25 protein-coding genes are annotated in these 26,396 nt (G+C 64.1%); 14 read left to right on the top strand and 11 right to left on the bottom strand.

The window, feature by feature from the left end:
* Positions 1-119: 119 nt before the first annotated feature.
* Complete coding sequence (locus P3C39_RS09815) at positions 120-2,186, top strand: 3-hydroxyacyl-CoA dehydrogenase NAD-binding domain-containing protein (RefSeq protein ID WP_275953454.1); 2,067 nt, start codon at positions 120-122, stop codon at positions 2,184-2,186.
* 5 nt (positions 2,187-2,191) lie between these two features.
* Here the strand turns inward: P3C39_RS09815 and P3C39_RS09810 are convergent, their stop codons facing one another.
* Positions 2,192-2,998, bottom strand: coding sequence for a LuxR C-terminal-related transcriptional regulator (locus tag P3C39_RS09810; protein ID WP_024504754.1), 807 nt, complete (start codon positions 2,996-2,998; stop codon positions 2,192-2,194).
* Positions 2,999-3,117: 119 nt separating this feature from the next.
* Between P3C39_RS09810 and P3C39_RS09805 the strand changes: the two genes are divergently transcribed.
* From P3C39_RS09805 to P3C39_RS09780, 6 genes are all read left to right on the top strand, one after another.
* Positions 3,118-4,254, top strand: a complete 1,137-nt coding sequence (locus tag P3C39_RS09805) for an ABC transporter ATP-binding protein (RefSeq protein ID WP_013528932.1) — start codon at positions 3,118-3,120, stop codon at positions 4,252-4,254.
* Positions 4,235-5,398, top strand: a complete 1,164-nt coding sequence (locus P3C39_RS09800) for a spermidine/putrescine ABC transporter substrate-binding protein (protein ID WP_063173327.1) — start codon at positions 4,235-4,237, stop codon at positions 5,396-5,398. Before P3C39_RS09805 ends, P3C39_RS09800 begins: the two co-directional genes overlap by 20 nt.
* A 75-nt stretch (positions 5,399-5,473) precedes the next feature.
* Positions 5,474-6,337 (top strand): ABC transporter permease, encoded by an 864-nt coding sequence (locus P3C39_RS09795; RefSeq protein ID WP_013528934.1) that lies wholly within the window; start codon positions 5,474-5,476, stop codon positions 6,335-6,337.
* Entirely contained in the window at positions 6,337-7,149 is an 813-nt protein-coding gene (locus P3C39_RS09790) for an ABC transporter permease (RefSeq protein ID WP_024504751.1), read from the top strand. Before P3C39_RS09795 ends, P3C39_RS09790 begins: the two co-directional genes overlap by 1 nt.
* A gap of 10 nt (positions 7,150-7,159) precedes the next feature.
* Positions 7,160-7,921 carry a glucose 1-dehydrogenase gene (locus P3C39_RS09785; protein ID WP_275953455.1) on the top strand — a complete coding sequence of 254 codons (762 nt, stop codon included), beginning with the start codon at positions 7,160-7,162 and terminating at the stop codon, positions 7,919-7,921.
* A gap of 301 nt (positions 7,922-8,222) precedes the next feature.
* Positions 8,223-8,933 (top strand): hypothetical protein, encoded by a 711-nt coding sequence (locus P3C39_RS09780; RefSeq protein WP_275953456.1) that lies wholly within the window; start codon positions 8,223-8,225, stop codon positions 8,931-8,933.
* 122 nt (positions 8,934-9,055) lie between these two features.
* On the opposite strand, the gene P3C39_RS09775 is transcribed toward P3C39_RS09780, so the two are convergent.
* The 9 genes from P3C39_RS09775 to P3C39_RS09735 form a co-directional block, all read right to left on the bottom strand.
* A complete protein-coding gene (locus P3C39_RS09775; RefSeq protein WP_275953457.1) occupies positions 9,056-10,564 on the bottom strand; it encodes an aldehyde dehydrogenase family protein in 1,509 nt (502 codons plus the stop codon).
* A gap of 160 nt (positions 10,565-10,724) precedes the next feature.
* On the bottom strand, positions 10,725-11,069 hold the full coding sequence (locus tag P3C39_RS09770; RefSeq protein ID WP_013528939.1) for a cupin domain-containing protein: 345 nt from the start codon (positions 11,067-11,069) through the stop codon (positions 10,725-10,727).
* A gap of 23 nt (positions 11,070-11,092) precedes the next feature.
* Positions 11,093-11,434 carry a cupin domain-containing protein gene (locus P3C39_RS09765; protein WP_063173822.1) on the bottom strand — a complete coding sequence of 114 codons (342 nt, stop codon included), beginning with the start codon at positions 11,432-11,434 and terminating at the stop codon, positions 11,093-11,095.
* Between the two features lie 17 nt (positions 11,435-11,451).
* Complete coding sequence (locus P3C39_RS09760; RefSeq protein ID WP_275953458.1) at positions 11,452-11,802, bottom strand: cupin domain-containing protein; 351 nt, start codon at positions 11,800-11,802, stop codon at positions 11,452-11,454.
* Positions 11,803-12,031: 229 nt separating this feature from the next.
* Positions 12,032-13,306, bottom strand: coding sequence for a glycosyltransferase (locus tag P3C39_RS09755; RefSeq protein WP_275953459.1), 1,275 nt, complete (start codon positions 13,304-13,306; stop codon positions 12,032-12,034).
* A gap of 13 nt (positions 13,307-13,319) precedes the next feature.
* Positions 13,320-14,393, bottom strand: coding sequence for an ABC transporter ATP-binding protein (locus P3C39_RS09750; RefSeq protein ID WP_275953460.1), 1,074 nt, complete (start codon positions 14,391-14,393; stop codon positions 13,320-13,322).
* On the bottom strand, positions 14,390-15,184 hold the full coding sequence (locus tag P3C39_RS09745; RefSeq protein ID WP_063169496.1) for an ABC transporter permease: 795 nt from the start codon (positions 15,182-15,184) through the stop codon (positions 14,390-14,392). Before P3C39_RS09745 ends, P3C39_RS09750 begins: the two co-directional genes overlap by 4 nt.
* Positions 15,177-16,019, bottom strand: a complete 843-nt coding sequence (locus P3C39_RS09740) for an ABC transporter permease (RefSeq protein WP_027163033.1) — start codon at positions 16,017-16,019, stop codon at positions 15,177-15,179. Before P3C39_RS09740 ends, P3C39_RS09745 begins: the two co-directional genes overlap by 8 nt.
* Before the next feature lie 103 nt (positions 16,020-16,122).
* Entirely contained in the window at positions 16,123-17,187 is a 1,065-nt protein-coding gene (locus tag P3C39_RS09735; protein WP_275953461.1) for a spermidine/putrescine ABC transporter substrate-binding protein, read from the bottom strand.
* Positions 17,188-17,424: 237 nt separating this feature from the next.
* Between P3C39_RS09735 and P3C39_RS09730 the strand changes: the two genes are divergently transcribed.
* From P3C39_RS09730 to P3C39_RS09715, 4 genes are read left to right on the top strand one after another with little or no spacing between them, the layout of a single operon-like run.
* Positions 17,425-18,363, top strand: coding sequence for a GntR family transcriptional regulator (locus tag P3C39_RS09730; RefSeq protein ID WP_275953462.1), 939 nt, complete (start codon positions 17,425-17,427; stop codon positions 18,361-18,363).
* Positions 18,364-18,373: 10 nt separating this feature from the next.
* Positions 18,374-19,657 carry a glycosyltransferase gene (locus tag P3C39_RS09725; protein ID WP_275953463.1) on the top strand — a complete coding sequence of 428 codons (1,284 nt, stop codon included), beginning with the start codon at positions 18,374-18,376 and terminating at the stop codon, positions 19,655-19,657.
* A 6-nt stretch (positions 19,658-19,663) separates the two neighbouring features.
* Positions 19,664-21,043, top strand: a complete 1,380-nt coding sequence (locus P3C39_RS09720; protein WP_275953464.1) for a glutamine synthetase family protein — start codon at positions 19,664-19,666, stop codon at positions 21,041-21,043.
* 2 nt (positions 21,044-21,045) lie between these two features.
* Positions 21,046-22,347 (top strand): FAD-binding oxidoreductase, encoded by a 1,302-nt coding sequence (locus P3C39_RS09715; RefSeq protein WP_275953465.1) that lies wholly within the window; start codon positions 21,046-21,048, stop codon positions 22,345-22,347.
* 238 nt (positions 22,348-22,585) lie between these two features.
* Here the strand turns inward: P3C39_RS09715 and P3C39_RS09710 are convergent, their stop codons facing one another.
* Positions 22,586-23,356 (bottom strand): IclR family transcriptional regulator C-terminal domain-containing protein, encoded by a 771-nt coding sequence (locus tag P3C39_RS09710; protein WP_127366787.1) that lies wholly within the window; start codon positions 23,354-23,356, stop codon positions 22,586-22,588.
* A 121-nt stretch (positions 23,357-23,477) separates the two neighbouring features.
* Between P3C39_RS09710 and P3C39_RS09705 the strand changes: the two genes are divergently transcribed.
* The 3 genes from P3C39_RS09705 to pcaF are packed head-to-tail and all read left to right on the top strand — an operon-like array spanning position 23,478 to position 26,339.
* Complete coding sequence (locus P3C39_RS09705) at positions 23,478-24,335, top strand: CoA transferase subunit A (protein WP_063173322.1); 858 nt, start codon at positions 23,478-23,480, stop codon at positions 24,333-24,335.
* Positions 24,332-25,132 (top strand): CoA-transferase subunit beta, encoded by an 801-nt coding sequence (locus P3C39_RS09700; RefSeq protein ID WP_275953466.1) that lies wholly within the window; start codon positions 24,332-24,334, stop codon positions 25,130-25,132. The genes P3C39_RS09705 and P3C39_RS09700 overlap by 4 nt, the downstream gene beginning before the upstream one ends.
* A gap of 1 nt (position 25,133) precedes the next feature.
* Entirely contained in the window at positions 25,134-26,339 is a 1,206-nt protein-coding gene (gene pcaF / locus P3C39_RS09695) for a 3-oxoadipyl-CoA thiolase (RefSeq protein WP_275953467.1), read from the top strand.
* Positions 26,340-26,396 lie beyond the last annotated feature (57 nt).

Raw genomic sequence — 26,396 nt, 5'->3', positions numbered from 1 at the left:
CAGACACCTTCAAGGCCTGTAATCATTGTGCCAGGCCGACATCCGGTTCCCTTCGACGTTATGGCGCTGTAAATCCCGTTCGCGTGGCCGCGGCCGCTGAATAATGCTGGGAGGTTTGCGTGTCCGATTTTGTGAAGGTCAGCCGCGACGGCGACGTTGCCGTCGTCACCATCGACAATCCGCCGGTCAACGCGCTGAGCTTCCATGTCCGCGAACCGCTGATGCAGGCGCTGGTCGAATTGCGCGACGATGCGTCGGTTGCCGCCATCGTCATTGCATGCGCCGGCCGGACCTTTGTCGCCGGCGCCGACATCACCGAGTTCGGCAAGCCGATGCAGCAGCCCGAACTGCGCGCCATCGTGGCGACGCTGGAAACCATCGCCAAGCCGACGGTCGCAGCCATCCACGGCACCGCGCTCGGCGGCGGGCTGGAGCTGGCGCTGGGCTGCCATTTCCGTGTTGCCGATGCCGGCGCCAAGCTCGGCCTGCCGGAAGTCAAACTCGGCCTGCTGCCGGGTGGCGGTGGCACGGTACGGCTGCCGCGCCTTGTCGGCGCGGTGAAGGCGTTGAAGATGATCGTCTCAGGTGCGCCGATCGGCGCGACCGAGGCGCACGCCGCCGGTCTCGTCGATGCCGTCTTCGAAGGCGTTCTGACCACGCATGCCGTGAACTTCGCTGGGGAAATCGCCCGCAAGGGTGGTCCCTTCACGCCGGTGCGCGATCGCAATGATGGTCTCAAGCAGACTGATCTCGCGGCGTTCGACGCCGGGGCTGCGGATCTTGCCAGGAAAGCGCGCGGCCTCGAGGCGCCGATCGCTTGTGCGCAGTCGGTGCGCAATGCCGTCACGCTGCCGTTCGATGCGGCACTGGCGGCAGAGCGTGCGCTGTTCGTCAAGCTGGTCGCCAGCGACCAATCGCGGGCGCAGCGCCATCTGTTCTTCGCCGAACGTGAGGCGGCAAAGCTTCCAGGAAAAGACGTCGTCAAGCGCAGGATCGCCCGCGTCGGCGTCATCGGTGCCGGTACGATGGGCGGCGGCATTGCCATGGCCTTCGCCAATGGCGGATATCCCGTGACCTTGCTGGAAACCAGCCGTGAGGCATTGCAGCGCGGCTTGGCGACCATCGACAGGAACTACTCGGTTTCCGTCACGCGCGGTTCGCTCAGCGACGACGCCAAGCGGGAGCGGCTCGCCCAGTTCAAGGGCTCCACCGACTATGCCGATCTCGCCGATTGCGACCTGATCGTCGAGGCGGTGTTCGAGGACATGGCGGTCAAGAAGGAAGTGTTCGGCAAGCTCGAAGCCGTGGCGAAGCCCGGCGCGATCCTGGCCACCAACACCTCCTATCTCGACATCAACGAAATCGCTGCCTCGACCTCGCGGCCGCAGGATGTGCTCGGCCTGCATTTCTTTTCGCCGGCCAATGTCATGAAGCTCTTGGAGATCGTGCGCGCCGAGAAGACCGCGCCCGATGCGCTGGCGACATCAGTCGACCTGGCGAGGCGGATCGGCAAGGTGGCCGTCGTGGTCGGCGTCTGCCACGGCTTCGTCGGCAACCGCATGCTTGCCGCGCGGGGCTCGGAATCGGAAGCGCTTCTTCTGGAAGGCGCAACGCCCAGCCAGATCGACCAGGTGTTCACCGATTTCGGCTGGCCGATGGGGCCGTTCCAAATGGGCGATCTCGCCGGTCTCGATATTGGCTGGCGCAACCGCAAGGCACGCGGCCAGAAAGCCGTGATCGCCGACACGCTGTGCGAACAAGGACGCTTCGGCCAGAAGACCGGTCGGGGTTTTTATCTCTATGAGGCTGGCGCGCGCACGCCAGTGCCGGATCCCGAGGTTGAAGCGCTGATCCGCGACAAGGCCGCCGAGAAGGGTCTCGCACCGCGTGCGATCAGTGCGGAGGAAATCGTAGAGCGCACGCTTTACCCCCTGATCAACGAGGGCGCCAAGATCCTGGAGGAAGGCATAGCGGCCCGTGCGTCCGACATCGATGTCGTCTGGGTCAATGGCTACGGCTTTCCCATCGGCAAGGGCGGACCGATGTTCTGGGTTGGCCTTGAAGGTCCGGCCAGGATCATCGAGCGGCTCGAATACTGGCATCAACGGACGGGCAAGGATGTGTTCAAGCCGGCGCCGTTGCTGAAGCGGATGGCCGAGACCGGGTCGTGGGAAGCCGGCGGTTAGAGAGCCTACCGGATCCGTGCATCGATGATCTCGACGAAGCGCGCGAACAGGCCGGCCTGCGACTTGATCTTGAGCTTGCGGTAGATGTTGCGGCGATGGACCTTCACGGTTCCCGGCACGATGCGCATGGCGCGGGCGATCGACTCCGTCGAATGCCCCTGCAACACCAGGTCGACGACATGCTTTTCGCGCGGCGTCAGCGACAGGCTCTGCCAGATATGGGCGCGGTCGAATTCGTTGACCATAGCGGCCGTCTCGTCCTGCTTCGCTTCCGCCGTTTCGTCGGCCGGAAGAGCAGGCCAGCGCAACCTGATGAAGCTGATCACCGCGGGAGCCATGTCGCGCAGCAATCTGGCATCGGCGGTGCCGAAAGGGCCTGAAGCGCGCAGCCGCATCAGCGACAACACCAGCGCATCCTTGCCCGGCAGCGGCACGAAGAAGCCGACCTCCTCGGCCAGCCTGGTCTGGCTGTAATAGGAGCGGAAATACTCGCTGGCATAGAAACGGTCCGGCGCCAGCTCGCGCATGCGCCAGAACCCTTCCTTGCGCTCGACCGCAGCGTGATGGAACGGATCGAGCAGATACGGCCCTTCCTGATAGAGCGCGACGAACACATGGCTCTCGGTGGGCGAGAAGGTCTCGAACAGCAGCGGCGGGCGCGAGGCGCCGCGATAGCCGAAGATCACGCAGTGGTCGAATCTAACGTGCTGCCGCAGCCACTCGACCAGCGCCTGGCCAAAGAGATCGCCGCTGGTCTCCCGCGTCGTCGCGACGAGCGTGGCGAGCCGGCTGTATTCGTCGCTGCGGGACAATCCATACCCCCTTAAACGAGAAAATAGATCAGATATACCACCCGCGAGGTATATACTAGCCGGCATTGGCTCTGATAGCGTCTTGAAATCGCATCGCCCTGTCGCTGGAGCCATCAGCCTTGACCGCAGTGCCCGACATCGAGTTTCGCGGCGTCACCAAGCGCTATGGCGCGGTGACCGCGGTCAGCGGCATCGATCTCGCTGTCCCGCCCTCCGCCTTTGTCGCGCTGCTCGGTCCCTCCGGCTGCGGCAAGACCACCTGCCTGCGCATGATCGGCGGCTTCGAACAGCCGAGCGAAGGCCAGGTGTTCATTCGCGGCCAGGACATGGCCGGCACGCCGCCCTACCGGCGGCCGGTCAACATGGTGTTCCAGCAATACGCGCTGTTTCCGCATCTCGATGTCGAGGACAATGTCGCCTACGGGCTGCGCCAGGCGCGGCCAAGGCTGTCTTCGCGCGAGATCGCCTCGAGGGCGGGCGAGGCGCTCGAAATGGTGCGGCTCGCCGGCTATGGCCGCCGCAAGATCCACGAACTGTCGGGCGGCCAGCAGCAGCGTGTGGCGCTTGCCCGCGCCCTGGTCAACAAGCCGGCGGTGCTCTTGCTCGATGAGCCGCTGGCGGCGCTCGACAAGAAGCTGCGCACCGACATGCAGATCGAGCTGCAGAACCTGCAGCGCGAGATCGGCATCACCTTCGTGCTGGTCACGCACGACCAGGAGGAAGCGCTGTCGATGAGCGATTTCGTCTGCGTCATGAATGGCGGTCGCATCGTCCAGCTCGGGCAGCCGAGCGAGATCTATGACGAACCGGCCGACCTGTTTGTTGCCGATTTCGTCGGCAAGACCAATCTCTTGAGCGGTACTGTCGCCGGGCATTCGGGCGATCTGGTGGAGGTGGCGCTTGCCGACGGCACCGTCATTGCAGCGCGCAAACGGACCGCCCTGCAGCAGGGCGAGGTCGTTTCGGTCAGCCTGCGTCCTGAATCGCTCAGTCTCGGCGCCCAGGCAAGCGGCCCATTCAAGGGCATCGTCCGCAACCGGATATTCCTGGGCTCGACGGCGGAATACGCGATCGAGGTCAAGGGCATCGGAACGCTGCTGGCCAAAGCCGATCACCTGATCGGTCACGGCAATCTCTTCAAGCCGGGTGAACCCGTCGCCATCGGCTTTGCCTCCGGAACGCCGCTGGCGTTTGCGGAGACCAAGAACAACGGGGCCAACCAGAGGGTAGATAAACATGTCGAAATCATATCGTGACGGACTGCCGATAAGCCCCGAGAATTTCGTCGACCAGCTGATGCGTTTGAAGCGCGGCTCGATCGGCCGCCGCGACTTCCTCGGCCTCACTGGCCTTGGCATTGCCACGGCGGTGATGGCGCGCGAGATCGGCATCATGCCGACACCGGCCTTTGCCGCGGAAGGCCTTGGCGATCGCATGTCGATCGCCACCTGGCCGAACTATCATGACCCGGCGACCTTCGAGAACTTCAAGAAGGACACCGGCGTCGCCGTCGAGGTCAACGTGTTCGGCTCCAATGAGGAGATGCTGGCCAAGCTGCAGGCCGGGGCCTCGGGCTGGAGCCTGTTCGTGCCGACCAATTACACGATCTCGACCTACAAGAAGCTCGGCATCATCGAGCCGCTGGAGATGGCGAAGCTGCCGAATTTCGACGGCTCGCAAGAGGATCCGCGCTTCACCTCGGAGGGCACGATCGATGGGACGATCTACGCCGTGCCGAAGAACTGGGGCACCACCGGCTTTGCCGTCAACACCAAGAAGCTGACCAAGCCGATGACGAGCTGGAAGGAGTTCTGGGACACCGCCATGGCCGAAGGCGACAGCCGCACCATGGTGCATGACTACCAGCTGACCACGATCGGCAATGCACTGAAATATTACGGCTACTCGTTCAATTCGCTCAAGCAGGACGAACTGGCCAAGGCGGAGGAACTGCTGCTGAAGGTCAAGCCGCATCTGTTCGCGGTCTCCTCCGACTACCAGCCGGGGATGCGCGCCGGCGACGCGTGGATGACCATGTGCTGGACGAATGACGGCGCGCAGCTGCATCGCGACATTCCCGAGATCGCCTATGTGCTGGGCAAGGAAGGCGGCGAGATCTGGACCGATTTCTATGCCATTCCGAAAGACGCGCCGAACAAGCCCGCCGGTTACGCGCTGCTCAACTACCTGATGAATCCGCAGGTGGCGGTGAAGGAGCATTTGGCCAATGGTGCGCCGTCGACCGATGCGCGCGTCAACAAGCTGCTGCCCAAGGAGGTGCTCGACAACCCGATCCTCTATCCGGCAGCCGACCTGTTGACGCCGCTGGAATTCGGCGCGGCGGCAACGTTGACCGACCCCGGCCGTGCCGAACTGATGGCGCGCTTCAAGTCGGCCTGAGCCAGGCGGCCTCAAATTCGACTCAGATAATTTGACCGGCGGGTTTATGCCCGCCGGCACCGGGGCAATCTTTCCATGCACGGCAGCCGTCTTCGTAGGAATTTTCTGACCGCCATGCTGCTCGGTCCGGCGACCGCGTGGCTGGTGGTGTTCCTGGTGCTGCCGTTCATCGCCATCGCCGTGTTCAGCGTCGGCGAACGCGCACCGGAAGGCGGCTATCAGGCCGCCTTTACGCTGGCGCAATATGCCAATCTTCCGGCGCGGGCGACCGCCTTCTGGAACACCATGGTGCTGGCGCCGGTGGGAGCGCTCGCCTGCCTGCTCGTCGCTTATCCCGTTGCCTACTATCTCGCCTTGCGCGCGCCGCAGCGCTGGCGGCTGATCCTGCTGGCGCTGGTCGTCATTCCGTTCTGGACCAGCCTGCTGATGCGGACCTATGCCTGGATGTACATTCTGGGCGGACGCGGCATTCCGGCGCTGCTCGCCTTTGTCGGCATCGAGGATGTCAGGCTGATCAACACGCCGGGCGCGGTGCTGCTCGGCATAGTCTATGGCTACCTGCCGCTGATGATCCTGCCGATCTATGTCAGCCTCGAACGGCTTGACCGCAGGCTGCTGGAAGCCTCCGCCGATCTCGGCGCCACGCCATTATCGACTTTCCTGGGCGTGACCCTGAAACTGTCGTTGCCGGGCGTCATGACCGGCTTCTCGCTGGTCATGATCCTGCTGCTCGGCGAATATCTGATCCCGACGCTGCTTGGCGGCGGCAAGGTGTTCTTCATCGGCAATGCGCTGGTCGACCTGTTCCTGCAATCGCGCAACTGGCCGTTCGGATCGGCCATCGCGATCACGCTGGTGCTGGTCTCGGTGGTGGTGCTGATTGCCGCCAACCGCATCTCGACCCGGGTTTCGGGCGCGCGCCGGGTGGATCTGATCTGATGCGGGCTTTCGTCATTGCGGTGTTCGCTTTCCTCTATCTGCCGATCGCGCTGGTGGTGCTGTTTTCCTTCAACGCCGGCCACCATGCCAGCGAGTTCACCGGCTTTTCGGTGCAATGGTACGGCAAGGCACTGGCGAACCCGTTCCTGGTCGAAGCGTTGAAGAACAGCCTGTTCATCGCCACCACCAGCGCCTTGCTGGCGGCGCTGTGCGGCACCGCGGCGGCACTCGGCCTGGCGCGCGTCGGCGTGCGGACCCGCGCGGTCTTCGACGCACTTCTGGGCGCCGCGATCGTCGTTCCGGGCGTCGTGATCGGCATTTCGACTCTGGTCGCGCTCGTCCAATTGTTCACCGTCGTCAATCCGTTCCTCGCCTCGATCTGGCCCGACGATCAGCCGCCGCGGCTGGCGCTCGGCTACGGTTCGATCATCGCGGCGCACGGGCTGTTCTCGATGGCGCTGGTGACGATGATCGTCGGCACGCGGCTCGGCAGCCTCGACCGCAATCTGGTCGAGGCGTCGAGCGATCTCTACGCGACGCCGTTGACGACGTTCCGCTCGATCGTGCTGCCGCAGATCATGCCGGCGGTCGTTGCCGGCTTCCTGCTCGCCTTCACCTTCTCCTTCGACGATTTCATCATCGCCTTCTTCGTCGCCGGCGCGCAGACGACGCTGCCGATCTATGTCTTCGCGTCGATCCGGCGCGGCGTGACGCCGGAGATCAACGCCATCGCGACGATCGTGCTCGTCGCTTCCGTGCTGCTCGTGGTGCTTGCCCAATGGCAGTTGCGCCAGCGCAAGCCGTCGAACTGAAAGCCGCATCATGATCCTCAAAGACCGCATCGCCGTGGTGACAGGCGCCGGCTCCGGCATCGGGCGCGCCGGCGCCATGATCATGGGCAGGGAAGGCGCGGTGGTCGTCATCGCCGACAGGGATCAGGCTGCCGGCGAAGCAACGGCTTCGGACATCCGCGCGGTCGGTGGCCAAGCCGAGGCGATCACGACCGATGTCGCTGATGATGCGGCGGTCGAACAGCTCATTGCCGGCACGCTCGACAGGCATGGGCGCATCGACATCCTGCACAATCACGCCGGCATCCAGGTCGGCGGCACGCTGACCGAAGTGGAGGTCGGCGGCATGGATGCCTCGTGGCGGGTCAATGTGCGGGCGCAGTTCCTGGCGGCCAGGATCGTCATGCCATCGATGATCGCACGAGGCGGCGGCGTCATCCTCAACACCGCCTCCAATTCGGGCGTGTTCTACGACCGCGAGATGATCGCCTACGCAACCTCCAAACATGCGGTGGTGGCGATGACACGGCAGATGTCGCTCGACTATGCCCGTCACAATGTCCGCATCAACGCGCTCTGTCCGGGCTGGGTCGACACGCCGTTCAACGAACCGTTCATTGCCCAGATGGGCGGACGCGGGGCGATCGAAACCTATGTCCGCACCAAGATCCCGATGGGCCGCTGGGCCAGCGCCGATGAGATCGCCGAAGCGATCCTGTTCCTTGTCTCCGACCGTTCATCCTTCATGACCGGCCAGGCGCTGGTAATCGACGGCGGTGAAAGTATCGGCTGAGCCTTTTGCTTTCGCTATCAACTCCCCTGTTTTCAAAGCTTGTCCGATATACCACGCAAAGACTTTCACCCATGCCGCTGCTTGCCGGCAGGACTATAGTCCTGCCGGCATGGGACTTCAGTGCCATGGCCGTCCAAGAGCGTGAATTTGTGTTTGATATCAGTCGGTTAAGTTTCTGGCCGGGTGCCAGATCGCGTATTGAGACAGCATTTGTCTAAAGTTTACTCTGCACTATTAGCAATTCCTCATAGGACGGTCGCTTAGCGGTCGGGCCAGGGCGACGATTCCCGAGGAGATTACCATGACAAACCGGAAAACTCTGCTGGCGGCGCTTGCCGCATTGGCGCTCCTGGCATCTCCGGCGCTCGCCGGCAATGGGCACGGCGGTGGCGGTGGCAATGCCGGAGGCAACGGGCACGGCAACGGCGGTAGCAATGGCAACGGCGCCGGCAATGGCAAGAGCGGCGCTTCGCACGGCAAGTCGTCGTCGGCCCCCGGCCAGGTGGCCAAAGCGGACGACACCACGGTCGACAAGACCACCAAGGTCTCGTCCGTGCCCAAAGGCAAGAACATCCACGCCAAGCTTGGCCGGGTGAGCTCGCTGAAGCGCAACATCAATGCCTATATGAACTCGAAGAGCAAGAAATTCGCCGCCCTTCAGGCATTCGTGACGCAGTCCGCCAAAGCCAAGGTCGCTCAGGCCGCCGCCGACGCAGCACAGGCTAAGCTGGATGCGCTGACGTCCCTGACACCCGATCAGATTGCCGCGATGTCGCCCGAAGATCAGGCGGCCCTGCCTGGGAAGATAGCTGCTCTGCAGGCCGAGGTCGCTGCCGACAACGCTGCTGCTGCTGCGGCCGCGGTCGGCACCGATGATGCATCGCTCGACGCGGCATTGGCGGATATGGCCAACAAGCCCGTCGACGCCGCGGTCACGTCCTGGGCTCAAGACGTCCTTGCCGGCAAGATCGACCAGACGGCTGCCGCGATGCAGACGGAAACGACGCCGTAACGAACCGCTGCCGAAACGGTAGTGGTCAGTCAAAGAAGATGCCGCCGGGTTTCACTCGGCGGCATTGCCTTTTCCCGCTCATGGTCGGGCTGGCTATCCAGGGATAGCCAGGCTCGAAACACTCAGACGTGCTTGCGGCCGCCGGTCTCACGAAACCAGCTGTCGGGGTAGGGGTACCACCAGTCCTGGATCGCAGGCTTGTGGTCGATGATCACCATTTTGGAGCGGCGGAAAGCGTCGAGGCCCTGGCGTCCGAGTTCGCGGCCGAGGCCGGAGGCCTTCCAGCCGCCGAACGGCAGGGCATCATTGTCGATCAGCGGGTTGTTGACCCAGACCATGCCGGCTTCGAGCCGTTCAGCCGCCTCGTGGGCTTCGGCCAGATCCGATGTGAACACCGAAGCGCCGAGCCCGAACGGGCTGTCATTGGCAAGCCGGATCGCCTCGTCGAAATCCCTGACCCGGCAGATGGCGGCGACGGGTCCAAAACACTCTTCGCGCACGATCGCCATATCAGGGGTGACGCCGGTCAGGATGGTCGGTTCGTAGAACCAGCCGACATTGTACGCAGGCGGGATGCGCCCGCCGGTCACCGCCTTGGCGCCATGGGCAATGGCGTCATCCACAAGGCGCATCACTTTGGTCCGCGCGCTTTCGCTGACCAGCGGGCCGATCTCGGTCTTGTCCATGCCGTTGCCGATGCGCAGCGCCCGCGTCCTTTCGGCGAACAGCGCGACGAAGCGGTCGTGCACGGAATCGACGACGAAGAAGCGCTCGGCCGAAGTGCAGACCTGGCCGGTGAGGTGGAAGGCGGCGGTGACGCTGCCGGCCGCCGCGATCTCGAGCGGGGCATGCTCGCTGATGATCAGCGGGTCGCTGCCGCCGGCCTCGATGACGCACGGCTTCATGCGTTCGGCGCAGGCCACCGCCACCGCCTTGCCGGCGGCGACCGAGCCGGTGAAGGCAACCGCATGGGTGCGGTCGGAGGCGATCAGCGCCTGCGCTGTGGCCGCTCCGCCGGGCAGGCAGGAGACCAGCCCCTCTGGCAGCGAGCGGAACACGGTCATGTAGTCCAGCGTCGACAGCGTCGTCGCCTCGGCCGGCTTGATGATGCAGGCATTGCCGGCGGCGAGCGATGCGGCGACCGTCCAGCACATCAGCAGGATCGGGAAATTGTAGGGCATGATGTGTACGGAGACGCCGTAAGGTTCGTAGCGCGCATACTGGAACGAACCGGCCTGCGTCGTGCCGGCGATCTTGCCGGCATCGTCGCGCGCCATCTCGGCATAGTAGCGGAAGATCGGCGCGCAATTGGCGATCTCGCCGATCGCTTCGGGGTAGGGTTTGCCCATCTCGCGCACCATCAGCTCGGCGCAACGCGTGAAGTCCGCCGCCTCGATGGCGTTGGCGACGGCATGCAGTTGCTTGGCCCGGCTCTTGGCGTCGAGCTTCTTCCAGGCGGCCTGCGCCCTGGTTGCCGCCGTGAGCACAGCGTCGATCTCGCCGTCGCTGGCGGCGGCAATGGCGCCGACGGTTTCCAGCGTCGCCGGATCGATCACCGGTTTTGCCGCGCCGGCCATCGACGGGTAGTCCGGATTGACGAAGAAGGTTGGCCGGTCAGGAGAGAAATCCATTTTGTCCTTCTCCATTTATGGAGCCTTTTTGAGAATTCGTCCTGCCGAGGCAGATGGCGTGGCTTTCGAGAACCGGAGCGCAGCGGACATTTAGTCCGTGAGCACCGGAAGCGCAGAAAGCCGCGTCAGGTGTCCGGCAGGGCAGAATTATCGAGAAGGCTCAGCGGATCATGTAGACCTTCTTGATTGTCTCATGGACGGTGCAGACGCCCTTCCAGTCCTGCGGGAAGAACGCTGCCGTATCCGGCTCGATCTCGATGACCTCGCCGGATTCATGCACATAGGTGCAGCGCCCTTCGAGGAAATGGCAGAACTCGTCGCGGGTGACATGGCAGTGCCATTTGCCCGGAGTGCAGACCCAAAGCCCGCATTCGGAGCGGCCTTCCGGCCCCTTGTACAGCAGCTTGCCCGAGGTATGGGATTGGCCCTCGATCATGGTCGGGATGACGCCCCAGTCGACGAGGTCGGTAATGGTAAGCGGGGATTTCATGATGGGGGTTGTCATATCGATTCCTTGGAAATGGGTGCTCAGCGGCACATGAAGGCCTTGGTCAGCGTTTGCGTGATGATGGATATGCCGGTCCAGCCGGCGGGGAAGAATACCAGCGTGCCGGCCTCGACCGCGATCTCCTCGCCGTCGTCATGGACATAGCTGCCGCGTCCCGACAGGAAGTGGCAGAATTCGTCGGCGCCAAAGGTGACCTTGCGCGTGCCCGGCGTGCACGCCCACAGGCCGCATTCGCTCGATCCGTCCGGGTTCTGCGCCAGGACCTTGCCCGAAGCGCGCGGCGAACCGGCGAGCGTGTTGCTGCCCGCGCCCCAGTCTTCCAATTCCACGGCCGAAGCCTTCGGCCAGTGCGGTGTCGACATGTCATCAAGCTCCGTGGTCACGCCAGCATGTAGACGTTGCGCATCGTCTCATGCACGGTGCATTCGCCTCTCCAGCCGGCAGGGAACATGACCACGGTGCCGGTGGAGACTTCTATCATCTCACCGAAATCCGACCGGTAGGTCGCGCGGCCGGCGACGAAATGGCACAATTCGTCGCGCGGGATACTGAGGCGCCAGCGGCCTGGCGTGCAGACCCAAATGCCGGATTCCGGCTGGTTGTTTGGCCCTTTGTGCACGAGCCTGCCGGTGGAGCGCGAAGCGCCGTCCAGGGCGTCAGGTTGGACGCCCCAGTCGACGAGGTCGGTTCGGGTGGTGGCCTGGTGGAGGTGTGGGGCGGAGGAGGTCATGAGCGTGCTCCATCATTTGGGCGCTCAATCCCGCCCCGTTTTCGCTCTACGAGGCCCCCCTCTGTCCTGCCGGACATCTCCCCCTCAAGGGGGGAGATTGGCAACTTTGGCTTCTGTGTCTCTTCTTCAGCGTTGAAAATTGGCGAAAGCCGCCGCGAAATCCAATCTCCCCCCTTGAGGGGGAGATTGCCGGCAGGCCAGAGGGGGGCGCCTGGGCTCCGCATCTCAATCACAGCAGCGTCTCCAGCAATCCTGCCGCCTTCTCCGGGCCATTCTGCGCGTGCATCTGCGCCGATGTCTTCGCCAGCTTGGCTTTCATCGCCGGGTCGGTCAGGCAGGTCTCGATCCTGGCAACCAGCTCGGCATCGGTCCAGTCGTAGCGCGGCATGCCGAAGCCGTGGCCGGTTTCCTCGACGCGGGTGGCGTTGTCGTGGCCGTCCCAGACATAGGGCATGATGATGGCCGGTTTGCCGAAATAGAGGCACTCGGTGAACGAGTTGTTGCCGCCATGGTGGATGACGGCATCGACCTGCGGGATGACCGAGGGCTGCGGAAACCAGCTGTCGACAATGACGTTACCGGGCACGTCCGTGTACTGGTCCTTGTAGCCGCCGACATTGACCAGAGCCCTGTAGCGCGTCTTGCCCAATGTCGCGATGATGCGCTTCAGCAGATCGACATCGCCGGCGCCCAGGCTGCCGAAGGAGACGTAGAGCAGCGGCCCGTCATTGTTCCTGGAGAAGGTCGGCACCGTGTACGGCTTTTCGTGCCGCACGCAGCCTTCGAGGTACTGGAATTTTGCCGGGTCGAGCGGATGGCGGCGCTTGAATTTTGCCGCTTCGGGGTAGAGCAGCAGGTTCAAATAGGGCGAGGCTTCGAAGAACTGGCCGATCGGATAGGGCGCCTCGCCGTTGGCGGTGAGAAAGCCGTTGAAGTCGTCATGGATCGGCTTGATCACCGCATTGAAGTGGTCGCGGTAGCGCTGGTGGCCGGCATGGTCGTTCTCGCCGCAGCCGGAGAGATGGGGCGGGATGTCCTCGTCCTCGATCTCGTTTTCCGAACACGAGATGACGCGCACCCACGGCTTGCCGTACTGCTTGATGGCCGGGAACAGGATGACGTTGTCGACGCAGATCACATCCGGCTTGATGGCTGAGAGAACGCGCGGCAGATCTTTCTGCGCCCATTTGGCGCTGTCGACGATCGCCGTCCAGCAATCCTTGACGTAGTTGTCGACCTGGTCGTAGGGCGATTTGCGGAAGTTCGGGATATGGCCGTTGATGAAATCCTCCCAGAATTTCGCCATCTGCTCGGGCGGCATCGGCTCCGACAGGTTCACCGGATGCGCCTCGAAGCCGTAGCCCTTGTAGACATCGACGAAGCCTGGGTCGGACAGGAACACCGCCTTGTGGCCGCGCGCTTCGACTGCCTGGGCGATGCCGACGGAATTGAGCGCCGGGCCGTAGGCGGCTTCTGGAAAAAACGCGATCGTCTTCTGCGCCATCAGGCTTCTCCTGTCATTCTGCGAAAATTCTGACATCGGCGGCATCCCAGCCGAGTTCGACCTGGTCGCCCGACGAGACCGGCCGGCGGTCGGCGGCATCTGCGGTGACGCGCACCAGGAACGGCTTTGGCGACAGGGGCGTGCGGACATGCAGCTGCAGGTCAAGCCCCTGATAGGCCAGCGCCTCGACCGTGCCGGTGATGCGGTTGGCGGTTTCCGCCGATGGGAATAGCCGGATGCGCTCAGGGCGCACCGAAGCGACAGCGGATGTGCCGGGCGAGAGCGTCGCCGGAACCTTGCCTGATATGCGTGCGCCATTCGTGGCCACAACGCCATCGGCGGCGGCTTGGCCCGGCACGAAATTCATCACGCCGATGAAGTCGGCGACGAAGCGATCGGCGGGGTGTTCGTAGATCGCGTGCGGCGTGTCGCATTGCAGCAATCTGCCGTCTTTCAGCACCGCCATGCGGTCGGCCATGACGAGCGATTCCTCCTGGTCATGGGTGACGATGACGAAGGTGATGCCGACCTCGTGCTGCAGGCGCTTCAATTCCAGCTGCATGGCGCCGCGCAGTTTCTTGTCGAGCGCGCCGAGCGGCTCGTCGAGCAGCAGCAGGCGAGGCCGCTTGACCAGCGCGCGGGCAAGCGCGACGCGCTGCTTCTGGCCGCCCGACAATTGCTCCGGCTTGCGGTCGGCGAAGGGGGCGAGTTCGGTCGTCGCCAGGATGGCATCGACGCGGGAGCGGATTTCGGCCGCCGGCAAACGTTCCATCTCCAGGCCGTAGGAGACATTGGCGCGAACGCTCATATGCGGAAACAGCGCGTAGGACTGGAACATGAGATTGACCGGCCGCTTGTTGGGCGGGGTTTTGGCGATGTCACGTCCGTCGAGCAGGATGCGCCCGTCATTGGGCGTCTCGAAACCGGCCAGCATGCGCAAGAGCGTGGTCTTGCCGCAGCCGGACGGGCCGAGCAAAGCGAAGAACTCGTTCTCGCGGATGTCGAGCGAGATGCCGTCGACAGCCGTCACCGTGCCGAAATTCTTCGACACATGATCGATGGCCAGCAGCGTGCGGGGTTCGCTCATTGGCCGATGATCCCACGGTTGAGCCGCTGCGACAGGGTCAGCGCGGTGATCGAGACCGCCATGACGATGGTCGCCAGCGCGTTGATCTCCGGCGTGATGCCGAAGCGGATCATGGCGTAGATCTGCATCGGCAGCGTCGTCGAGGCGCGGCCGGCGCCAGCGGTGAAGAAGGCGATGATGAACTCGTCGACCGAGAGCGTGAAGGCGAGCAGCGCCCCTGCAATCACCGCCGGCGCGATGACCGGCAATGTCACCCGCCGGAAGGTGGTGAGCGCGGAGGCGCCGAGATCGGCGGAGGCCTCGACGATCGACCAGTCGAAACTCTTCAGCCGCGCGCGCACCACCGAGCAGACGAAGGCGAGGTTGAAGACGACATGGGCGAGGATGATGGTGTGCAGGCCCATTGTCAGGTTGAGCATGGAGAAGAACGAGAGCAGCGCGATCGCCAGCACGATGTCGGGAATGATCATCGGTGCGAAAATCAGCGCTTCGAGGGCCTTGCCGTATTGCCGGCGCATCTCGATGCCGATCGCCAGCAGCGTGCCGAGCAGAGTGGCGATCGCGGTCGAGACCAGCGCCACGATCAGCGTGTTGAGGGCCGCGGAGAGGATGGCGCTGTTCGAGGCCAGCGAGACATACCATTTCAGGGAGAATCCCGACCATGCCGTCGGCAACCCGCCTTCGTTGAAGGACAGCGCCACCAGCACGGCGATCGGGATGTAGAGGAAAGCGAAGACCAGGCTAAGCACGAGCCAGAGCGTGCGCCGCGTGGCAGGGGAGCGCTCAGCCATCGGTGTCTCCGCCGGCTTGCGTGACGTGACCCGAGGCGCGATTGGCGGCCAGCGCTTGCGCCATCAGTACCAGAAGCATGATGGCAATCAGCGCCATCGCCAGTGCCGCCCCGAAAGGCCAGTCGTTGGCGGTCAGGAACTGGTCGTAGACGAGGTTGCCGATCATCTGGAAGCGGCCGCCGCCGAGCAGCGCGGGCGTGACGAAATTACCGATCGACAGCACGAAGACGAAGACCGCGCCGGCGGCGATGCCCGGTACGGTCAGCGGCAGGATGACACGACGGAACGTGGTGGCTGCCGAAGCGCCGAGATCACGCGAGGCCTCGGCGAGTTCCGGGTTGAGTCGCGACAGCGGCGCGTAGCAGGCGAGAATGACGAAGGGCAGGTAGTTATAGACCAGGCCGGCGATGACGGCGCCTTCGGTGTAGAGCATCGACGGCGGCTCGCCGGTGTAGCCGAACCAGCGCAGCAGCTGGGTAATCAGGCCTTCGCGGTTGAGCAGCACGATCCAGGCATAGGTGCGGATCAGATAGTTGGACCAGAACGGCAGCACGGCAAAGAACAGGAACACTGGCTGCCACCGGCGCGGTGCCGCCGATATCGCGTAGGCGGCAGCATAGCCGATCACCACCGCGATCAGGGTCGCGGTGCCGGCGATGCGCGCCGAATTGAGGAAGATGCCGGCATAGAGCGGGTCGAAGACCAGGCCGAAATTCTCCAGCGTGAAGGTGTATTCGATGCCGCCATAGATGCCACGCCGGAAGAAGGCGAGCGCCAGTACCAGCGCGCACGGCACCACCATCAAGGCCGCGAGCCAGGCCAGCGCCGGGGCCATCAGCAAGGAGGAACGAAGTCTGGTTGAGGACACGATTGGGTACCGCATTCAGCGGCCGACGGCGGAAACCCGCCGTTGGCCGTGGTCTCTGATGTGCCGCCGCTTACTGCGCAGCCTTGATCTCGCTGACGATCTTCGAATAGTCGCGCTGGGCGTCGCCGACGTCACGCAACTGCTCGAATTTGACGAGATCGGCCACCGGCATCGCCATGTTGGGGAATTTTGCCAGAAAATCGGCCGGCAGGCTTTCCATGGCCGGCTTGTTCGGCACCTTGTAGTCGATGTTCTGCGCCGCCCAGGCGTGGTTCTTGGCGTCGAGCATGAAGTTGATGAACTGGAAGGCGGCGTCCTTGTTGGCGGAGGCCTTCATCACCACCATCGTGTCGACCCAGAGGTCCGAACCTTCCTTGGGAATGACGTATTTGATCTCCGGCTTTTCGGCGATGCCGTAATTGCACCAGCCGTCCCAGGCCTGCACCATCAGTGCCTCGCCGGACACCAGCTTGGAATAGAAGGTGGTGTCGTCATAGGCGAGCAGGGTCTTCTTGGCCGAGATCAGCAGATCCTTGACCTCGGCCATCTTGGCCGGGTCGGTTTCGTTGACCGAATAGCCCTTGTCGAGCTGGCCGGCGGCCAGCAGCCAGCGGTCGGTCGCCAGCATGGTGGTCTTGCCCTTCAATTCGTCGGAGGGCGCGAGCAGGTCGCTCCAGCTGGCCGGCGCGACCTTCATCAGATCCGAGCGATAGCAGAGGCCGGTGGTGCCCCAGGTGTAGGGCACCGAGAAGGTATTGCCGACATCGTGCGGCAGCTTGGCTGCTTCCGGATAGAGGTTGGCGAGGTTGGGGATCTTGGCGTGGTCGATCGGCTCGGTCAGGCCGAGCTTGTTCAGCACCTCGGCGAAGGGTGAGGAGACAAAGACCACGTCATAGCCCTTGCCGCCGGCGGCGATCAGCTTGCCCATGATCTCTTCATTGGTGGCATGCACCACCACTTCGCCCGAAACGCCGGTTGCGGTCTTGAAGGCGGCCATGGCGTCGGGTGCCATGTAGCCGTCCCAGTTGGAAATGACGAGGTCGGCAGCCGTCGCCGGCGCGGACAGCGCCAAGGCCAGGCCAAGTGCGATCGAAGATGTTTTCAGCGCACGGCGCCGCAGGCTGGTAGCGGTCATGACAGACTCCCATTCGGTTGATCGTCGAATTTCATTCGCCGGACCAACGCTTGCGACCTTGCCGCTGCCTCGATCCTGTTCCCTCGGTCTTTTTCTCGCCGATTGTGTTGACAGTACTATTGCAGAAAAAAGTACGTCAATCCATAATTTGTCAAACGACCGAGGAAACTGGCCGATTGCGTCCGTTCGGGCGATCGGTCAAAGCAATGCGGTCATCCGTTTTCCGCTGGACCAGCCATGCAAGCCGCAGCCAGACGACCCCGCACCAACCATCTTGATCTGGCGCAGCGCATCCTGGATGTGGCGCGCCAGCGCGGCTTCGAGCCCGGCGCACGCTTGCCCGAGCAGCAGATCGCGTCGCTGTGCAATGTCTCGCGCACGCCGGTGCGGGCGGCACTCGGCCTGCTCGCGGAACGGGGCGTCGTGCGCTGGGAGGCTGACACCGGTTATCATCTGGCCATCGACCTCACCGCGCAGGCTTCGGTCGCCACGGAATTGCCCGCTGCCGAGGAGGACGAGTTGGCCGAGGCGATCCTGCGCGACCGCTCGGCGCGGCGACTGGACCAGACGGTGACCGTCGCGGGATTGATGCGGCGCTACAGTGCCGAGCGCAAGACGGTATTTAAAGCGTTGAACAAACTGACCGAAGAGAATCTGCTGGATCGTGCGCCTGGCCAGTCCTGGCTGTTTCGGCGCACGCCCGACGATCCGGAAGCGCAAGGCGACAGCTACGAGTTCCGCTTGCTGCTCGAGCCCGCGGCCATCCTGACGCCCGGCTTCAGGCTGGACGGCGCGCGGGCGGCGACGTTGCGCCAGGCTATGGAAGCGCTGGTGACGCTGCCGGACGCCGCCTTCGACACACGCGAGTTCCAGCGGCTGGACATCGATTTTCACGGCATGCTCGCCGAGGGCAGCGCCAACCGCTTCATCGCCGACGCGCTCGCCGATCACCTCAGGCTGCGCCGGCTGCCGGGCATCTATACCGGCGTCAACGTCTTCCGATTGCGGCAATCGCTGCGCGAACACCTTGTCATACTCGACCATCTTGAAAGCCTGCAGTATGAGGTGGCTGCCGATCTGCTTCGCATTCATCTGCGGCTCTCCCGCAACCAGCGACCGCAAGCGGCCAGCCGCGGGGCTCCCGCGCTGTTCGGCACGATCAGCCGGCCGGAATGACGAGGATTAATTGACGCGTAAAGCCAGCCCGACCATCGCGCTGTTTCCCGAAGCAAGCTTCGGCGCGGCGTTGAATTGCGTCGGCATCGCGCAGGCGCTGCGTGCGAAAGGCGCCCGGCCCGTCTTCATCTGCCATGCCGGTTTCTCCGGCGTCTTTGCCGATTATGGTTTTCAGGAATACCAGCTGCCAACCGACGAGCCGCTGAGCGAGAGCCAACGCCAGAGCTACTGGCAGGCTTTCGTGCGCCGGCACCTGCCGCATTTCAGGCTGAGCCCGATCGACCAGCTTGAGACCTATGTCGCTCCGACCTGGCAAGCCATCGTCGACACCGCGGTCAATGCCGAGGCGCCGCTGCGCCAATTGCTGGCACGGCTCAAGCCGGATGCCGTGGTGCTCGACAATGTCATCATGTTCCCGGCGATCGCCGCCGCCGGCTGTCCGTGGGTGCGCGTCGTCTCCTGCGCCGAGACCGAGCTGCCGGACGCCAATGTGCCGCCCTATCTGTCGGGGCTTGGCGTGGACGACCCGCAACGCGCGGCGTTCGAGGCCAGGTATCTGGCGGCTTGCGCGCCGGCGCATGACCGCTTCAACCGCTTCCGGGCGGATGCCGGACTGGGGCCGCTGCCGAAGGGTCAGTTCCTCGAGACGTCGCCCGATCTCAACCTGCTGCTGACGCCGACGATCGTGCGCCGCGAGCGTGCCGAGCCGCTCGACCCCGCGCGCTTCGTCTATCTCGAGGGCTGCGTGCGTTCGGAAGGGCCGTTCGAGGTGCCGGTGTTCCCGCGCAATGGCGGGCCGCTGGTCTATGTCAGCTTCGGCAGCCTGGGCGCCATGGATGTCGGCCTGATCGAGCGCATGCTGGTGGTGTTCGACAGGCTGCCGGCCCGCTTTATCGTCAATGCCGGCGGCCTGCGCGACGCCTATCGCGCAGTGCCCGACAATGTCTATCTCGACGCCTGGTTTCCGCAGCCCTCGGTGGTGGCGAAGTCGGACCTGTTCATCCATCACGGCGGCAATAACAGCTTTTGCGAAGCGCTGCGCTTCGGCGTGCCGTCACTGATCATGCCCTATTGCTGGGATGGACACGACAACGCGCAACGCGCCGAAGAGACCGGCACCGGCGACCATATCGGCCGTGATGCCTGGACCGAAGGAGTGTTGGAGAAAGCCATTCTCGGCCTGCTGGCCGACGATGCCATGCGCGCCCGCCTCAAGGACAATGCAGCCCAAATGGCGCTGAAACCCGGAACGGATGCGGCCGCGCAAGCCATACTCTCTCTGATACGGATTTGAACGAAAATGCCTGACAACAACACGAACATCTCGCTCTCCAGCGGCACCGATGCCAAAGCCTGGCTGATCCGGCACGGCATCAACGAAGTCGAGTGCCTGGTGCCCGACATGAACGGCGTCCTGCGCGGCAAGGCCTTGCCGACGGCCAAATTCCTCCAGGCGCTTGAAGACCGCGCGCTCTATCTGCCGAGCAGCGCTTTCCTGGTCAGCATCGACGGCCGCTATTCCGGCTCGATCGACGAGGGTTTTGCCTATTCGGATCCGGACATGCGCATGGTGCCTGATGTATCGACGCTCTGCCTGGCGCCGGGTGCCGCTCCCGGCAAGGCCTATGTCTTCGCCGATGCCTTCCATATGGACGGCCGGCCATGGATGGCCTCGCCGCGCCATGTGCTCAGGGCCGTGCTCGACCTCTACGCCAAGCGCGGCTGGCGGGCGGTGGTGGCGCCCGAGGTGGAATTCTATCTCACCGCGCCCAATCCCGATCCCGACCGGCCGCTGACCGCCCCGGTCGGCGCCAATGGCCGCGCCGAGACCGTGCAGCATCCCTACGATATGGCCGGGCTCGAGGAGTTCGAGCCGGTGATCCGCCGCATTTACGATTATGCGGCGGCGGCCGGCCTGCCGCTCGACACGCTGATCCATGAGTCGGGAACCGCGCAGTTGGAGATCAACTTCCTGCATGGCGATGCGCTGCCGCTGGCCGACAAGGTGCTGCTGTTCAAGCGGCTGACGCGCCAGGCCGCGCAGCAAAGCGGCATGCACGCCACCTTCATGGCCAAGCCGATCGCCGCACAGGCCGGCAGCTCGATGCATCTGCACATGTCGGTCATCGACGAGGCCGGCAGGACTTTGTTTGCCGGCAGCGACGATGCCGACACCGCAATGTTCGGCCACTTCATCGGCGGCCTGCAGAAATATGTCCCCGAAATCATGCCGCTGTTCGCGCCCAACGTGAACTCGTTCCGCCGCATCAGGCCGAACCACAGCGCGCCGGCCAACATCGAATGGTCGCATGACAACCGCTCCTGCGGCCTGCGCGTGCCGGCCGGCGGCCGCGCGGCGCGGCGGGTGGAGAACCGGCTTCCGGGCGCGGATTCCAATCCTTACCTGGCGATCGCCGGCTCGCTGCTTGCCGGCTATCTCGGCGTCGAGCAGAAACTGGCGCGCTCGCCCGAGGCGTCGGGCAATGCCTACAAGATCAAGAGCACGCTGCCGAAGACGATGGAGGAGGCGCTCGATCGTTTCGAGGCTTGCGGCCCGGTGCGGGAACTGCTCGGCGAGGATTTCTTCCAGACTTATCTGCGCGTAAAGAGCGTCGAGCTCGACCTGTTCCAGGGCGTGGTGACGAGCTGGGAACGCGACCACCTGCTGCTGAAGGTGTGATCATGGCTTCCAGTTCAACGGGCTTCAATTCGGGCCTCGATATCGGCAAATCCTATTATGTCGCCACCGCCAATCCGGCGCCGGACCATCCGGCGCTGGTCGGCGATGTCGACACCGACCTGGTGGTCGTCGGCGGCGGCTGCACCGGCCTGTCGGCCGCCCTTCACGCCGCCGAGCGCGGGCTGAAGGTGGTGCTGCTCGAAGGCGGCAAGATCGGCTGGGGCGCGTCGGGCCGCAATGGCGGCCAGATGATCCCCGGCTTGCGCAAGGGCGCCAAGGGACTGGTCAAGCTCTACGGGCCGGAGCGGGCAAAGGTGCTGTTCGATCTTGCGTTCGAGGCGCGCGGGCTGGTGCTCGACATCATCGAGCGCCATGCCATCGATTGCGATCTCAAGCTGACCGGTCATCTGGTCGGCGCGGTCAACGGTTCCGACCTCAAGGATCTCGAGGAAGAGGCCAAGTGCCTTGAAAGCGTGATGAAATTCCGCGATGTCGAGATCCTGTCGGCGGCGCAGGCCCGAGCCAAGGTCGACACATTATATCATGGCGCGATGTATGAGCCGCTCGGCGGCCACATGCATCCGCTGAACTACACGCTCGGCCTTGCCCGCGCGGCGACTGCTGCCGGCGTCGTCATCCATGAGAATTCGGTGGCGGTGAAGCTGGAGCGTGAGCCTTCGATCCGGATCTCGACGGCAAAGGGATCGGTGCGTGCAAAACATGTCGTGCTGGCCGGTGACGCTCTGCTCGATGGGCTGGAGCCGCGCGTCAACAGCCGCATCATGCCGGTCGGCAACTACATCGTCGCCACCGAGCCGCTGGAGGGCAAGCGCAATGTCATCCCGGCCAATGTCGCGGTGTCCGACACACGCTTTGTCGTCAACTATTACCGGATGTCGGCGGACGGCCGGCTGCTGTTCGGCGGCGGCGAGCGCTACACGCCGTCACCGCCGGCCGATATCGCCGGCTTCGTGCGGCCGCATATGGAAGCCACCTTCCCGCAACTTCAGGGCTGCCGCATCGATCACGCCTGGGGCGGGCTGGTGTCGGTGACGACATCCAGGCTGCCGCATGTCGGGCACTATGGCGAAGTCTATTTCGCGCATGGCTATTCCGGCAAGGGCGTCATCCTGTCGACGTTGTCCGGCAAGCTCCTGGCCGAAGCGATCACCGGCGACGCCTCGCGGCTCGATTTGTTCTCGACGCTGACCCCGATGCCATTCCCCGGCGGCACGGCGCTGCGCGGTCCGCTCTATGTGCTGGGCATGCTGTGGTATGCCATGCGGGATCGCATCAAGCATTGAGGGTCGGCGGGGCGGCGGCGAATTGCAAAACGCCGCGATCCTTCGCGCCCCCCTCAGTCCTGCCGGACATCCCCCTCAAGGGGGGAGATTGGCAGATTGGTGGCTTCGCCCATTCCTGCGTCGTTGGAGATTGGCGAAAGCCGGCGTGACGTCCGATCTCCCCCCAAGAGGGGGGATGCCCGGCAGGGCAGAGGGGGGCGCTGTCCCGCCGACGGTGAAGGTTGTTGGAGAAGGCCTCTTAAACCACAAAAAAATCTTCAATCCGCTGCCTGGCCTCCAGCAACACCGGCAGAATCTCCCGTTCCATCTCCGCGACCGAAAACCGCGCCGACTGCGTCGAGACGTTGATGGCCGCGACCGTGCGTTCTGCGCGGTCGCGGATCGGCACGGCGATCGAGCGCAGGCCGAGTTCCAGTTCCTCGTCGACGATGGCAAAGCCGTCCGCTTTCGCCTTGCCGATGGCGTTGGCTAACAAACGCCTGTCGGTGATCGTCTTCGGCGTCCGTCTCTCGATCGTCGCCTGGCCGAGGAATGCGTCCAATTCCTGAGGCGTCAGACCGGCAAGCAGGATGCGTCCCATCGAGGTGCAATAGGCCGGCAGCCTGGTGCCGACATCGAGCGACACGCTGAGGATGCGGCGGCCGGGAATACGGGCGACATAGACGACATCGGCACCCGACAGGATCGCCGCCGAACAGGCCTCGTTCAGCTGTGCGGCGACAGCGCGCATGATGGGTGCGGCGAAGGCCCAGAGCGAGGCGCCGCCGAGCCAGGTGCGGGCGATCGTCAGCAAGCGTGGCGACAGCGAGAACACGCGGCCGGCTTGCGTTGCATAGCCGGTGGCGGTGAGCGTCAGCAGAAAGCGGCGGGCGCCGGCGCGGGTCAGGCCCGCTTCCTCGGCCATTTCGGTCAGCGTCATGCCCGAGGGATGCCGAGCCAGGATCTCCATGACGGCAAGGCCGCGCTCGAGCGAGCCGACATGATCACGGGAAGCGGCTTCTTCGTCCATCTCAACTCCGCGGGAACGGCATCGACGCCAGGATTGACTCCTCGCCCTCCCCCAGCGTAGAAAGTATCGCATATAAAACATATGTTCGCAATACGAACTTTTTGAACCCGGAGCCGATGCGATGGTCAAGTTCCTGCCGCTCAAACAGGCCGTTGCGGAGAATTTGAACGATGATGACACGGTCGCCTTCGAGGGTTTCACCCATCTGATCCCGACGGCGGCGGCGCATGAGGCGATCCGTCAGGGTTTTCGCGACCTGACCCTGGTCCGCATGACGCCGGACCTGATCTACGACCAGATGATCGGTATGGGCATGGCGAAGAAAATTGTCTTCTCCTATGTCGGCAATCCCGGCGTCGGCCTGCTGCGGCGCGCCCGCGACGCCATCGAGAACGGTTTCCCCAGATCGATCGAGATCGAGGAGCACAGCCATGCCGGCATGGCCAATGCCTATGAGGCGGGCGCGGCCGGTCTGCCCTGCGCGGTGTTTCGCGGCTATCGCGGTGCTGGCCTCGCGGCGGTCAATCCGAACATCAAGTCTGTCACCTGTCCGTTCACCGGCGAGGTGCTGGCGGCTGTTCCTTCGATCAGGCCTGACGTCACCTTCATCCATGCGCAGAAGGCCGACAGACAAGGCAATGTGCTGGTCGAAGGCATCATCGGCATCCAGAAGGAAGCGGTGCTGGCGGCCAAGCGAGCGGTGGTGACGGTGGAGGAAGTGGTCGATAATTTCGACGATCTGCACCCCAATCTGACCGTGCTGCCGCGCTGGACGATCGCGGCGATATCCGTCGTGCCAGGCGGCTCGCACCCGTCCTACGCACATGGCTATTATGCGCGTGACAATGCGGCCTATCTGGAATGGGACGAGATCGCCGCCGACCGTGACAAATTCCAGGCGTGGATGCAGGCCAATGTCTTGGAGAAGAGCGCCGGCGATTTCGCGGCCCGGGTCGAGCATTTGAGGAAAGCGGCATGAGCGACAATCCATTGGGTTTCACCCCCAACGAGATGATGACGATCGCTGCCAGCAGGGCGCTCAGGAATGACGATGTCTGCTTCGTCGGCATCGGCGCACCGTCCGCGGCCTGCAATGTGGCGCGGCTGACGCATGCGCCTGACATCACGCTGATCTACGAGAGCGGCACGATCGGCACCGCGCCCGACGTGCTGCCGCTGTCGATCGGCGATGGCGAATTGTGCGAGACCGCCGTCACCACCGTCGCGGTGCCGGAGATGTTCCGCTACTGGCTGCAGGGCGGCCGCATCTCGATCGGTTTTTTGGGGGCGGCGCAGCTCGACAAGTTCGGCAACATCAACACCACGGTCATCGGCGACTATTTCCATCCCAAGACCAGGCTGCCCGGCGGCGGCGGCGCGCCGGAGATCGCGACCTCGTCGAAGCAGATCTACATCACAATGGCGCAGACCAAGCGCGGCATGGTCGAGAAGATCGACTTCTTCACCTCCTTCGGCCATGGCGAGGGTGGCGATCATCGCAAGCGGCTTGGCATCGACACATCAGGTCCGACCTTGCTGATCACCGATCTCGCCATCTGGAAGCCGGATCCGGTGACCAAGGAATTCACCGTCGTGTCGTTGCATCCGGGCGTCACCCGCCAGCAGGTGCAGGAGAGCTGTGGCTGGGTGGTAAAGTTCGCGGAGGCGCTTGACGAAACACCGGCGCCAAGCGAACTCGAATTGAAGACATTGCGCGACCTGCAGGCCCGCACCAAGGCGGCGCATGAGGGAACCGGAAAAGCAAAGGCTGCATGACATGGCCGAGGCCTATATCTGCGACTACATCCGCACGCCGATCGGCCGCTTCGGTGGCTCGCTGTCTTCGGTGCGATCGGACGATCTTGGCGCGATACCGCTGAGGGCGCTGGCCGAGCGCAATCCGGGCATCGACTGGCAGGCGATCGACGATGTCGTCTATGGCTGCGCCAACCAGGCCGGCGAGGACAATCGCAACGTAGCGCGCATGGCGCTGCTGCTGGCCGGGCTGCCAAAGGAGGTCCCGGGCTCGACCGTCAATCGCCTGTGCGGCTCCGGCATGGATGCGCTGACCATTGCCGCCCGAGCCATCAAGGCCGGCGAGGCGGAGCTGATGATCGCGGGCGGCGTCGAATCGATGAGCCGGGCACCCTTCGTCATGCCCAAGGCCGACACGGCGTTCTCGCGCAATGCCGAGATTTACGACACCACCATCGGCTGGCGCTTCGTCAACCCGCTGATGAAGAAGCAGTATGGCGTCGATTCCATGCCGGAAACCGGCGAGAACGTCGCCGAGGATTTTTCGGTGTCGCGGGCCGACCAGGACGCCTTCGCAGTGCGCAGCCAGAACAAGGCCGTCGCCGCACAAGCCAATGGAAGATTGGCGAAGGAGATCACCCCAGTGACCATCCTGCAGCGCAAGGGCGATGCGCTCATTGTCAGCAAGGATGAACACCCCCGCGCAGGCTCAACGGTCGAGGCGCTGGCCAAGCTGCCGACGCCGTTCCGGCAGGGCGGCACGGTGACGGCCGGCAATGCTTCCGGCGTCAATGACGGCGCGGCGGCGCTGATCGTTGCCTCCGAGGCGGCGGTGAAAAAGTATGGGCTGACGCCGATCGCCCGCATCCTCGGCGTGGCTGCCGCCGGCGTGGCGCCGCGCATCATGGGCATCGGCCCGCTGCCGGCGACGCAAAAACTCTGCGCGCGGCTTGGCCTGACGCCAAAACAGTTCGACGTCATCGAGCTCAACGAGGCCTTTGCCTCGCAAGGCATCGCCGTGCTGCGCCAGCTCGGCATTGCCGAGGACGCCGAACACGTCAACCCGAATGGCGGCGCCATCGCGCTCGGCCATCCCCTGGGCATGTCGGGCGCCCGCATATCCGGCACGGCGGCGCTGGAGCTTCGCGAGCGCGGCGGCCGGTATGCGCTTGCCACCATGTGCATCGGCGTCGGCCAGGGCATCGCGATCGCACTGGAACGGGTCTGATCGGCAAGTCTCTCCGGCTGACTTCGAGAATCCGGTGCGGTCAAATTTGACCACGTG

Origin of the sequence: Mesorhizobium sp. XAP4 (assembly GCF_029269325.1) — a bacterium.
Lineage (GTDB): Bacteria > Pseudomonadota > Alphaproteobacteria > Rhizobiales > Rhizobiaceae > Mesorhizobium > Mesorhizobium ciceri.
The sequence above is the reverse complement of the archived record's forward strand: the minus strand, read 5'-3'. Positions and strand labels throughout refer to the sequence as shown.